11 protein-coding genes are annotated in these 12047 nt (G+C 61.4%); 4 read left to right on the forward strand and 7 right to left on the reverse strand.

Annotated elements, in window-relative coordinates:
* Window positions 1–52 precede the first annotated feature (52 nt).
* Both rpmF and ACX17K_RS13195 read right to left on the reverse strand, forming a co-directional pair.
* Window positions 53–232, reverse strand: coding sequence for a 50S ribosomal protein L32 (rpmF, locus tag ACX17K_RS13190; RefSeq protein ID WP_011136965.1), 180 nt, complete (start codon window positions 230–232; stop codon window positions 53–55).
* Between the two features lie 45 nt (window positions 233–277).
* Window positions 278–781 carry a YceD family protein gene (locus ACX17K_RS13195; RefSeq protein WP_493775147.1) on the reverse strand — a complete coding sequence of 168 codons (504 nt, stop codon included), beginning with the start codon at window positions 779–781 and terminating at the stop codon, window positions 278–280.
* A 118-nt stretch (window positions 782–899) separates the two neighbouring features.
* Here ACX17K_RS13195 and ACX17K_RS13200 point away from each other — a divergent pair, with 118 nt between their 5' ends.
* The 3 genes from ACX17K_RS13200 to pncB are packed head-to-tail and all read left to right on the forward strand — an operon-like array spanning window position 900 to window position 3420.
* Entirely contained in the window at window positions 900–1481 is a 582-nt protein-coding gene (locus tag ACX17K_RS13200) for a Maf family protein (protein ID WP_493775148.1), read from the forward strand.
* Window positions 1478–2182, forward strand: a complete 705-nt coding sequence (locus tag ACX17K_RS13205) for an SAM-dependent methyltransferase (RefSeq protein ID WP_493775149.1) — start codon at window positions 1478–1480, stop codon at window positions 2180–2182. Before ACX17K_RS13200 ends, ACX17K_RS13205 begins: the two co-directional genes overlap by 4 nt.
* An 8-nt stretch (window positions 2183–2190) precedes the next feature.
* Window positions 2191–3420, forward strand: coding sequence for a nicotinate phosphoribosyltransferase (gene pncB / locus ACX17K_RS13210; RefSeq protein ID WP_493775150.1), 1230 nt, complete (start codon window positions 2191–2193; stop codon window positions 3418–3420).
* Window positions 3421–3520: 100 nt separating this feature from the next.
* Here pncB and ACX17K_RS13215 read toward each other — a convergent pair whose 3' ends face one another.
* Entirely contained in the window at window positions 3521–4375 is an 855-nt protein-coding gene (locus tag ACX17K_RS13215; RefSeq protein WP_493775151.1) for a Rossmann-like and DUF2520 domain-containing protein, read from the reverse strand.
* A 650-nt stretch (window positions 4376–5025) separates the two neighbouring features.
* On the opposite strand from ACX17K_RS13215, the gene ACX17K_RS13220 reads away from it, so the two are divergent.
* Entirely contained in the window at window positions 5026–6201 is a 1176-nt protein-coding gene (locus ACX17K_RS13220) for a porin (protein ID WP_493775152.1), read from the forward strand.
* A 214-nt stretch (window positions 6202–6415) separates the two neighbouring features.
* On the opposite strand, the gene ACX17K_RS13225 is transcribed toward ACX17K_RS13220, so the two are convergent.
* The 4 genes from ACX17K_RS13225 to ACX17K_RS13240 all read right to left on the reverse strand — a co-directional run bounded on the left by ACX17K_RS13225 (window position 6416) and on the right by ACX17K_RS13240 (window position 11977).
* Complete coding sequence (locus ACX17K_RS13225; protein WP_082106974.1) at window positions 6416–7066, reverse strand: TetR/AcrR family transcriptional regulator; 651 nt, start codon at window positions 7064–7066, stop codon at window positions 6416–6418.
* A 370-nt stretch (window positions 7067–7436) separates the two neighbouring features.
* A complete protein-coding gene (locus ACX17K_RS13230; protein WP_493775153.1) occupies window positions 7437–9020 on the reverse strand; it encodes an ABC transporter substrate-binding protein in 1584 nt (527 codons plus the stop codon).
* 185 nt (window positions 9021–9205) lie between these two features.
* Window positions 9206–11200 carry a putative bifunctional diguanylate cyclase/phosphodiesterase gene (locus ACX17K_RS13235; RefSeq protein WP_493775154.1) on the reverse strand — a complete coding sequence of 665 codons (1995 nt, stop codon included), beginning with the start codon at window positions 11198–11200 and terminating at the stop codon, window positions 9206–9208.
* A 216-nt stretch (window positions 11201–11416) separates the two neighbouring features.
* A complete protein-coding gene (locus tag ACX17K_RS13240) occupies window positions 11417–11977 on the reverse strand; it encodes a class I SAM-dependent methyltransferase (protein ID WP_343479602.1) in 561 nt (186 codons plus the stop codon).
* Window positions 11978–12047: the final 70 nt, after the last annotated feature.

Genomic DNA, 12047 nt, shown 5'->3' on the forward strand with positions numbered 1-12047 from the left:
ATTGCGGTATAAAGTGCCTACCAAAAAAGGAAAGGAAGTGAGGACGGGGAGATTACTCGCCCTTGGTCTTCACAACCTTGCGGCCACGGTAGAAGCCGTTCGGGCTGATGTGGTGGCGCAGGTGGGCTTCGCCGGTGCTGGCTTCAACTGCCAGAGCCGGAGCGGTCAGAAAATCGTGTGCACGATGCATGCCGCGCTTGGACGGGGACTTTTTGTTCTGTTGAACAGCCATGGTCGACTCCTAAGAAATTCAAGTAGATTCTAATGCGAATCCGGGTTACTCGGACTTGGGTCTCTTAAGCGCCGCCAGCACCGCAAACGGGTTGGGCTTGTCAGCCTTGGCGAGCGAGAGAGTATCCCTGCTGCATTCGTCGTGTTTCGGCGAATGCGGCAAGCCCATGATGATTTCGTCTTCGATCAGCGCAATCACGTCCAGTTCGGGTTCGGCGAGAACGGCGTCCAGCTCCTCGTCCTGCTCGCAGGCTTCCTCCAGCTTTTCCTGGCTGGCGAACAGCGTGAGCACCGAATCGGTGTCCAGGCTGAACGGCATGCCGTCCAGGCAGCGCTGGCAAGTGACTCGCAAATCCGCCGTCAGGCGGATGCGCAGCGCAGAACGCTGCAGCTCGTCGCGAAAGCCGTCGAGCTGATAGGACACCTCGCCAGAGGTGTCCGACAGGTCGCTGTGAACGCGCTCGTCCAACCCGCCAACCGGCAGTTTGCCGGACAGCGAGCGCCCCTCCCGGGCGAACTTGAGCGGATCGATCAAAATCGGTTTAGACATAAACTCCGCATGGTACAATCCATTCCCCTGATTTGTCAAAAGAAACAAGGCAAGGCTGAACCATGGCCGCCGGCCGACTCGGCCGCGCCGTCGGCGTTGCCGCCAACCGGCTCGAATCATGCACATCGTACTGGCTTCCACCTCTCGCTACCGTCAAGAAATCATCGCCCGCCTAGGCCTGCCCTTCAGCGCCGAACCGCCCATCTGCGACGAAACGCCGCTGACCGGCGAAACCGCGCTGGAAACCGCCGTGCGCCTGGCTCACACCAAAGCCCAATCGCTGGCAGGCAAGCACCCAGCCTCTCTGATTATCGGCTCTGACCAAGTGGCGCTGCTGGACGGCAAGCAGATCGGCAAGCCCGGCGGCTTCGAACAAGGCGTGGAGATGCTGAAGTGGATGAGCGGCCGCACGGTGATCTTCCATTCGGCGCTGGCGTTGTACAACAGCGACAGCGGCCGGCTGCAGGAATGCGTCGGCATCACCCGCGTCACGCTGCGCCAGCTGACCGAAGCGCAGATCCGCAACTATCTCACTCGCGAGCCGGACGCGCTTCACTGCGCCGGCAGCGCCAAGAGCGAAGGCTTGGGCGGCGCGCTGCTGGAAAAGGTGGAGTCCGACGATCCCAACGCGCTGATCGGCGTGCCGCTGTTCCAGTTGATCTCCATGCTGGCGAATGAAGGCGTGGAGGTGCTGAAATGAGCGGCACCCTGTTTCTGATCCCCGCTCCGCTCGGCGATGAGAGCATCGCCTGGCTGCCCGAGGGCGAGCGCGCCAAAGTCGTCCACATCGCCCATTTTGTCGTCGAGGCGGAAAAAACCGCGCGCAAGCATCTGAAAGCGCTGGGCGTAACGACGCCGATCCGCGAGCTGTCCATGGGCACGCTGAACGAGCACACCAAGGAGGCGGACGTCGCCGCGCTGCTGGCGCCGCTGAAGGCTGGCCACGATGTCGGCCTGATCTCCGAGGCCGGCTGCCCTGCGGTGGCCGACCCCGGCGCGCAGCTGGTGGCGCTGGCGCACAAGCACGGCATCCGCGTCGAGCCGTTGATCGGCCCCTCCTCCATCCTGCTGGCGCTGATGGCCAGCGGCGCCAACGGCCAATGCTTCGCCTTCCACGGCTACCTGCCGGTGGACGCCGTCGAAAAAGCCAAGCTGGTGAAAGAACTGGAACAACGCTCGCGCAAGAACAACGAGACCCAGCTGTTCATCGAAACGCCTTACCGCAACAACGCGCTGCTGCAACAGCTGCGCGAAATGCTGGCGCCCTCCACCCGGCTCGCGGTAGCCTGCGATCTGACCCTGCCGACGCAGACCATCGTCAGCCATCAGGTGCAGGACTGGCCGCAAAACCCGCCCGACCTGCACAAGCGGCCGGCCATCTTCGTGATCCACGCCGCCTGAGAAGCGCCATGCTCAAGAACACGCCCATCATCCAATCGCTGCTGGATACCGATCTTTACAAGTTCACCATGCTGCAGGTGGTGCTGCACCAGTTTCCCGCCGCCCACGGCGAGTACGAATTCCGCTGCCGCAACCACCCTGACACGCCGCTGGCCCTGCTGAGACAGCAACTGGAGGCGCAGCTGGACATGCTGTGCGAACTGCGCTTCAGCCAGGACGAGCTGGATTATCTGCGCGGCCTGCGCTTCATCAAAAGCGACTATGTCGACTACTTGGAACTGTTCCACCTACAGCGCCGCTTCATCAGCGTCAGCGAGGAAGGCGAGCAGCTGGCCATCCGGATCAAAGGCCCGATGGTGCAGGCGATGTTCTTCGAGATCTTCGTGCTGGCCATCGTCAACGAGCTGTATTTCCGCCCGCTGGACAGCAAGGCGGTGCGCGAGGAAGGCCGTCGCCGGCTGGAAACCAAGCTGGCCGAACTGGAGCGCTTCCAGCGCGAAGAAGCCGCCGGCCAGCGCTTCCCGCTCCTGATCGCCGACTTCGGCACCCGCCGCCGCTTCAGCCGCGACTGGCAGGCCCATGTCGTAGAGAGATTGAACCATGCGCTGCCGCAGGTGTTCCGCGGCACCAGCAACGTCTACCTGGCCCGCAAGCTGGGCATCACGCCGATCGGCACCATGGCGCATGAATTCTTCCAGGCCTTCCAGGCCCTGGGCGTGCGTTTGAGGGACTTCCAGAAAGCCGCGCTGGAGTCATGGGTGCAGGAATACCGCGGCGACCTAGGCATCGCGCTGACCGACGTGGTCGGCATGGACGCCTTCCTCGCCGATTTCGACCTTTACTTCGCCAAGCTGTTCGACGGCCTGCGCCACGACAGCGGCGATCCTTATATATGGGGAGAACGGGCGATCGCCCACTACCGCAAGCTACGGATTGATCCGGCAACCAAGATGCTGACCTTCAGCGACGGCCTCAGCGTCGACAGCGCGCTGAAACTGCAGCGCCATTTCAGCCCGGACATCCAGGTCAGCTTCGGCATCGGCACCCACTTCACCAACGACATGGGGCTGGAACCGCTGCAAATCGTGCTGAAACTGGTCAGCTGCAACGGCCAGCCGGTGGCCAAGCTATCCGACAGCCCGGGCAAAACCATGTGCAGCGACGAAACCTTCCTCGCCTACCTGCGCCAGGTATTCAAGGTGCCCGCCCCGCGTCAAGAGCCGGCAACAGAACCCTGATCCTGCGCTGCGCCTCCTGGCCGCACGACCGGCACGACCGGCACGACATAAGTCGGCGCGCCTTGACTCAGGCATTTCGCAAGCTTTTTTCCAAACCTTCTCAGTACAACAGCGCCAGCAACTGCTGGCGCGCCGGCTCTTGCAGGCGATCTCCGGCCAGCGCCACCACCTGGCGGCCCAGCGCGCGGTAAGCGGAGAGCAAGCCGGTATCGGCCAACACTTCCAGATGGCGCTCGACGGTGCCGATATCGCCGCGCAGAATCGGCCCGGTCAGCGCCTCGTACGGCCCCATCTCCAGCGCATTGCCCAGCGTCTGCCGCATCAAGCCGCCCAGCAAAGGCTGAATCAGCTCCTCAGGCACGCCGGCCCGGGCCGTCAACTGTCGCGCCATCTCGGTCAGCGCCACCAGAAAATTGGACGCCACCGACAAGCCGGCGTGGTAGGCGGCCTTGCCGCCGGGCGCCAGCCGGAACGGCCTCCCGCCCAGCGCGCGCGCAAAAACCTCCAGCCTGCGGCAAGCCTCCTCGCCGCCCTCCAGCGCGCAAAGCGTGCCGGCAAAGCCCTCCACGGCCCGCTCAGGGTCGGCGAAGGAAAACGCCGGGTGCAGGCTGGCGGTCAATACCCCCCGCTCCGCCAGAGGCTGCAACAAGGAAACGTCGCCCGCGCCGCTGGCGTGAAATACCACACTGCCCTCCGGCGCCACGCCCGCCGCCGCCAGGCCGCGCGCGCAAGATGCGATTGCGGCGTCAGGCACCGCCAGCAGATACAGATCGGCCGGGGCCAACTGCCTCATATCGCTCACCAACCGCCCGGAGCCGACAAAGGCGCGCGCCTCCTCCAGCGGCGGCAAGCGCCGCCCCATCACATCGAGCAGACGATACGCGCCGCTCACCGCCGCCAGCCTGGCCACGCTGCGCCCCAATCTGCCCAACCCCACCACCGTCAGTGTTTGCATACCTTATATATACCTGGCCCCAGCCCCTGATTCGATGGCGACATTGTAGGTGATTTCCGCCAACCTCTTCCGCCGCGCCAGCCTCCCCCGGCCCCGAAAGCGCTTGATTCCGCAGCCAAAACACCTCACCGCTCAGCAGTTGATGCGTTTTTGTGCAACTTACTTAATATGGAAAATTTCAAATAGAATCAATAAGTTGAATACATTCTGCATTAACAAATAGTCAAAAAATGGAATATCTACTCCATTTACAGAGCCAATGCTTTCTTTTATCATGATCGAAAGCGAATTCATGTGGATGCTATCCGCGCCTGCAGGATTCACTTCAAGTCACGTTGATTTTTCAGCCCGCCCCTTCCGGACGGGCTATTTTTTTGCCGACTACAGGCAAGCATCCTCACAAAACCCAATAATCATAAGCATTTAATAACATTGATGCTTTTTTGCAACAACATACAGCGCATCATAAAATCACAGTAACAATCCTGACAATTCAGCAACTTACAACAAACAAAATCGAATTTAAGATTGCGCAAAACACAACATCAGTTGCTTGATAGCAACACAATTCGGCAGGTGAAGTTGCATTTTCACAACCCAGCCAATAGCATTTGCTCACATTCCTAAACCTAAAAAAGGATGACTTGACCATGAAAAAGAGTCTGATCGCCCTGCTGGTAGCCACCCTGCCGGCTGCCGCTTTCGCCGATGTAACCATCTACGGCAAAATCAAAGCTGGCGTTGAATACAACGACAACGGCGTTACCAAGCAAACCAATATCGACGACCTGGGTTCCCGTATCGGCTTCAAAGGTACTGAAGATCTGGGCAACGGCCTGAAGACCATCTGGCAAGTTGAAACCGGCTACTCTGTTGACGGCAACCCGTCCCAGTACGGCTCTTCGAACAGCGGCACCCTCGCTAACCGCAACACCTTCCTGGGCCTGCAAAGCGATCTGGGTACTCTGCGTTTCGGTAACGTGTCCAACTTCCTGGACAGCGATATGGGCACCGTTGACACCTGGGAATACTCCAGCAACGCTCTGGGCCTGGGCATCTTCACCCGCGACGCTACCCGTCTGAAGAACTCCGTGCGCTACGATCTGCCGACCGTGGTTCCGGGCCTGACCGCCGCTCTGCAATACGGCGCCAAGGAAACCAAGGGCGCAGTATCCTCCGACCGCGAAACCTACAACCTGGGTCTGGGCTACGAGAACAGCGGCTTCTTCGGTAAGTACAACTACAGCCACGAAAGCAAAGCTGCTAGCAACGTTGCTGTCGTTGTAGACAAAGCTACTGGCAAAATCGTGTCTGTTGGTGCCGTAGATGCCAATCACGTTGCTGTTGCCGGCTTCGGTCTGAACGATACTGCCAACGAAAAGCATCGTCTGGAAGTTGGCTACAACGCCAACAACCTGTTCGTTGGCTTCGGCTACCAACAAGCTAAGGGTGGTCTGGATGTACTGGGCAGCACCTGGGGCAGCCAAGTAATTACCGCTGCACTGGTTCCGGCAGGCCAAACCATCAGCGCCAACGGCAAGGTCAAGACCCGCGAGTACGCTCTGACTACTGCTTACACCTTCGGTGCTATCACTCCGAAATTCACCTACGCCCACGGCGACAAGGTTGAAGTTGGCGGCGTGAAACTGGATAACACCAAGTACGATCAGTACGTACTGGGCGTTGACTACGCTCTGTCCAAGCGCACCACCGTCGGTGCTCAATACGGCCAAATCGCTGTTGGCGGTAGCTACGTTGTTAATGGCGTGAAGTACGAAAACAAAGACCTGAAGTCCTTCGGTCTGAACATGGTTCACGCCTTCTAATTCAACGGTTCGACGCAAGAACCTGCGAACTTAGACGCAAAAAAGACCCGCTTCGGCGGGTCTTTTTTCATGTCCGTTTCAAATGGATAAAACAATCCTAGCGGCTAACGCCGCACAATCGCATATCCCGCCCCAGCTAGCCGATCAACTCCAAATTCAATAGATAAAGAAAACCCCGCCGCAAGCGACGGGGTTTTAGCTGAAAAACGGATATTCAGAACGGCAGCTGGTAAACCGGGTTGCGGGTATCCGCCCCTTCCTGCCGTATCCGCTCCAGTTCGGCCCTCAACGCGGACAGCAGCCATTGCTCGCGCATCTTGTCTCCTTCCGGATGTTCGGCCAGCGTGCGGTACAGCGCCATGCCGTGCATCGTGGTCATCATGGTGAGCAGGGTGGCGAAGAAACCGGTGGAGATCGCGTAGCGCGGGAACAGCGAGGCCATCATCGCGACGAAGCGGTCGCGGAAATAGGTGCTGGAGCTGCCGAGGAAGATGTCGCGCAGATCCGGCGTGGTGCGCGCTGCCATCAGCAGCTCCAGCAGCACGATGTGGCGCGGCGACATCACCAGCGCCTTCATCAGCGCGATGATGCGCTCCTCCTCGGACATGCCGGCCGGCAATTGCGCCGCCAGCGTCAGCGCGGATTCGAAGATGTCGTCCACCACCTTGCGCCCCACCGGCTGCATCAGCTCGTTCTTGGTGGCGAAATGGCGGAACAGCGCGCCCTGGGACACGCCAGCCCGGCCGCAGATCAGCTGCACGCTGGTGCCGTGATAGCCGCTTTCCAGCAGGCATTCGATCGCCGCCTCCACCAGTTTGCCTATGGTGGACTCCCTGCGGCTTTGCTGTGTTCGTCTAGTTTGCATCTATTGTTTTATCATTTATCGGCCCGAGCCCGGCGCATGATACGCGAAAGCGCATGCTCAAGCGAGGGCGGGCACATTCTAAGAACAAGCAAGACACGCCAACGGCAAGGCGCTCCTCTCTCTCCCAGCGGCCGCGCCAAGCGCGACCGCTTCAGCAATACTACCAAATCCCGGCGGTCTGCATGCAACTGGCAACACGTCGCTGCGCCACGCATAAGCGCTTTGTCGCGGCGACGCCCCATCCTGCGCGCCATCGAGCATTATCTCCGCCCAGGAGAAATGCGGCTTTGCTCTGGCGCAAGCATGCCAAAAAAGAAAGAGACCACTCTGTTTATAAAACAAAGTGGTCTATTTTTACTCGGGAAACCGCTTATTTCAAGCCCACTGCGGCGAAATTGACCCGGCCATAAGGATTAACCACATAGCCCGTCACCTCCTTGCGCGCCAAACCATAGGCGATGGGATGCGCCAACGGCAGCCACAACGCTTGTTCATGGATGGCGTGCTGGGCCGCCTGGTATAGCTTGGCTCTGGCCTTGAAGTCGCTGGTTTTCTTGCCGTCGGCGATCAGCTTGTCCAGTTTGCCGTCGCAATAACGGGCGAAATTGGTGCCGGACTGCACCGCGGAGCAGGAAAACTGCGGCGTCAGGAAATTATCCGGATCGCCATTGTCGCCGGCCCAGCCCATGAACAGCATCTCGTGCTCGCCGGCCTTGCCGCGCTTGATCAGCTCCCCCCACTCCAGCACCTTGATCTGCAGCCGGATGCCCACTTTGGCCAAGTCGGCCTGCAACAGCTCCGCGCCGGCCTTGGGATTGGGATTCAGCGTGCTGCCGCTGGGGCGCACCCACACAGAAACATCAAAACCGTTGGGATAACCCGCCTGGGCCAGCAGCTTCTTCGCCTGCGCCGGATCATAGGCATAAGGCTTGATGGTCTTGTCATAGCTCCAGGTATTGGGCGGATAGACCAGGCTGGCGGCGCTGGCGGCATTGCCGAACACCGTCTTCAAATAGCTGGCTTTGTCGAAGGCGAGATTGATGGCCTGTCGCACCTGCGGGTTGTCCAGCGGCTTCTTCTGGCTGTTGAAGGCGACGAAGGCGGTCATGAAGGCCGGCGTCTGCGACACCTGCAGCTTGCCGTCGGCCTTGGCCGCCTGCACATCCTGCGGCTTGGGCGACAGCGCGATCTGGCATTCGCCGGCGCGCAGCTTCTGCAGCCGCACATTGGAATCCGGCGTGATCGCGTACACCAGCGCCGAGACCTTGGGTTTGGCGCCGAAATAACCCGGATTGGGCGCGTAGCGCACCAAGGCGTCCTTGGCGAAGCTCTTGAACACGAAAGGGCCGGTGCCGACAGGCTTGCTGTTGAGTTCGCCGGTCTTGCCAGCGGCCAACAGCTGAGACATGTATTCGGCGGAGTAGATGGAGGCGAAGCCCATGGTCAGGCTGGACAGGAAGGTGGCTTCGGGATAATTGAGCTCGAAGCGCACCGTCAGCGGATCGAGCTTGCGCACAGCCTTGATCAGCTTGGGAAACTGCATCGCCTGCGCGTGCGGATAGCCGGCCGGCGCGGTCTTGTACCAGGGATTGTCGGGGTTCAGCATCCGATCGAAGGTAAGCGCCACGTCGTCGGCGTTCAGCTTGCGCGTCGGCTTGAAGTAGTCGGTGTTGTGGAAGCCGACGTTGGGCCGCAGGTGGAAGGTGTAGTTCAGGCCATCCGCGCTCACTTCCCAGCTGCTGGCCAGCCCCGGCTGCAGCTTGCCGGCGGCGGCGTCGTACTCCACCAGGCGGTTCATCAATACGTCGGCGGAAGCGTTGGTGGTGACCAGCGAGTTGTACTGCACCACGTCGAAGCCTTCAGGGTTGGCGTCGGTGCATACGGTCAGGGGCTTGGCCGCGAAAGCGGCCATCGGCAACAGGGCCGCCAGCGCGGCGGCGCACAATGTCTTCATCTCATTCTCCTTGCCGCAGGCCGGAACATGCCGCCTGCATTACCGGCATAGGGTAAGCGAAGAATGCCGCGAATCCAACGATTTAATCCACATATTGATATAAAGAGGCCGTCCATGGCGCCCGGCGACCGTGGAGGAGAAACGATAATCGGGGGCCGCTCTCGCCTCCCCCGCTATCGACAGCGCTAGAACAAGCGCTGCAGGAATTCCTGCGCGGACAAGGCTGGGCTGCACAGATAGCCCTGGTATTCCTGGCAGCCGCGCTCGGCCAGCCAGGCCAGCTGCGCTTCGGTTTCCACGCCTTCCGCCACCATGTTCAGTCCCATCATCCGGCACAGAGTCGTGATCAGTTCGGTGATGGCCGGCTTGTCGTCCAGATCGGCGATGAAGGAACGATCTATCTTCAGCGAGGTAAGCGGATAGCGCTGCAGGTAGGCCAGATTGGAATAGCCGGTGCCGAAATCGTCCACCGCGATGCGCAGCCCCAGCGCGCGCAAGGCCTGCAAGGTGTTCATGGTTTGCTCATCGTGCCCCAGCAATACCGACTCGGTGATCTCCAGCTCCAGCTTGTCCGGCTGGCAGCCGCTGTCGGCCAGTATCTGCTCCACCAGGCCAGGCAGGCCGGGATCGACAAACTGGCTGGCGGACAGGTTGACCGACACCAGCAAGTCCAGCCCCCGATCTCGCCACTGGCGCTGCTGGCGCGCGGCCTGAACCAGTATCTGCCGGCCCAGCTCCATCACCATGCCGCAATCCTCGCAAATGGGAATGAAGCTATCCGGCATCAACAGGCCGCGCAAGGGATGGCGCCAACGCGCCAAGGCCTCGGCGCCGACCACCTGTCCGCTGGCGATGTCCACCCGCGGCTGGAAATAGGCGATGAATTCGCCGTGCTCCAGGCCGCGGCGAATATCGTTCTCCAGCGCCAGCTGCGCCTGGCTGCGCGCCTCCAGCGCCGGCGTGAAGAACATCAGGTTGTTGCGCCCCGCATCCTTGGCGGCGTACATCGCCAGATCGGCGTGGCGCATCATCTGCTCCAGGTCCAGCGTCCGGCCTTCGCATACGCTGACGCCGATAGACGCCGACACGCCGACGTCCATGCCCTCCAGCCGCATCGGCACCGCCAGCGCCTGCAGGATGCGCCGCCCCAGCGCCTCCGCCTGCTCCGCCACCTGCGGCGCGCTCAGCATCACCAGGAACTCGTCGCCGCCCAGCCGCGCCGCCCTCTCGTCATGGCCCAGCAGGCCGACCAGCCGGCCGGCCATCCGGATCAGCAGCTCGTCGCCGCAGGCGTGGCCCAGCGAGTCGTTGACGTTCTTGAAGCGATCCAGGTCGATGAACATCAGCGCCACCTGGCGGCCATTGCGCAGCGCTTGCTGCAGATGCGGCAGCAATTCGCTGCGGATGCCGTTGCGGTTGGGCAAGCCGGTCAGCACGTCGTGATTGGCCAGGAAGCTGGCGCGCGCCTCGGCGTGCTTGAGATCGGTGATGTCCACTTCGCTGACCAGCAGCGCGTCCTGCCCGGTGACCGCGTCGCGGCAAGCGCGGGCCGACACCTCGTGCCAGCGCATGCCCTCCCGCGTATTGACCCTCGCCAGCAGCCGCGATTCGCCGCAGGCGGCCACGCCCTGCCGCAACTGCTGCCAGTCGCTGTCGTGGACGAAATGCTGGCGCCAGCCTTCGCCGGCCACCGCCACCTGCTCGCGCGAGGCGGGGTTGCGATACAGCGCGCCGCCGTTGCCATCGTAAAGCGTGATCAGCACCGAGGTGTGCAACAGCGCTTCCGTGCTGCGCAGGGACGCCGGGTCGGCGCTGAGGCTGTTCTGCGCCTCGCAGAACATCAGCATCCGGCCATTCACCCGTATGCCGCGGAACTTCACCTTGAGCACGCTGGGCCGGCCGTTGGGATACAGCGTCCAGCTTTCCACGAAACAGGCGCCTTCGCGCTCGAAGTCCTGCTGATACTGGGCCAGCCTTTGCGCCACCGACACCGACATGTCCTGCGACATGTCGCGCGCCTGCAATTCCAGCAAGCTGGCCGCTCCCCACACCTGCAATCCGGCCTCGTTGGCCCAGAACACCCGCTTGTGGTCGATATCGAAAATCCATACCGGCAGGCTCAAGGCCTCCAGCAGCTCCAGGTCGCCCCCCTGCCAGGAAAGTACGCTTCTTATCGGCATGTCCGCCGCTAACCTTTTATTTATTCATCAAAAAAGCGCCGCGCGACTGCCATCGCGGGCGCCTGCCATTGTAACAAACACGTCTCATTTCCTGACGCGTTTTTTGCTCATCGAGGAATCAGGCCCGGGCGATCCTGGCCCGATGCACATTCCCGCTATGCATTCCCGCAATGAGAAACAGGGCTGACGCCCTGTTTTCTTGATTTGCGATCGCGCTCAGGCGGCCTGCTTATGGGCGAACAGCCTGGCCATGCTGTGATGGTGCGGATGCCCATGGCTGAGATCCAGCGCGAACTCCTCCTGGTACGCCAGAGGCGTCAATCCGGAAAACTGCTCGCGCAGCTCTCCCGGCTGGTAGTAGTGGCGGACATAAGCCGCGGTTTCGCTGACGCCCCCGCCCGTTCCGGCGCAGCCGGGGTCGTCCACCATGAACACCGCGGCGAACAGATAGCCGCCGGGTTCCAGCCCCTCCATCATCGCCTGGGCCAGCCGCTCGCCGGCGGCGGCGTCGACATGGTCCAGCGCGGTATAGGCGACAATGATGCGGTAACGCTGCGGCTCGATTTCCAGCTCGGTCAGATTGACCACCTTGCCGCTGACATCCAGACGCCGCCGATCAGCCTGCTCGCCCATCTTGGACACGGCCTCGGACGACTCGTCCACGCCGAACATGGAGAATCCGCGTTTCGCCAGGTACAGCGCGTTGCGCCCCTGGCCGCAAGCCAGGTCCAGCCCCCTGCCGCCGCCGCCCACGCCGTACTTCTCCAGGAAATACATCAGCGACAACGCCGGCCGGTCGCCATAAAACGAATCGTTCCCTCGATAAAAAGCATCAAAATTAGCGACA

It is taken from the genome of Chromobacterium sp. INPA-IVC, assembly GCF_059047085.1.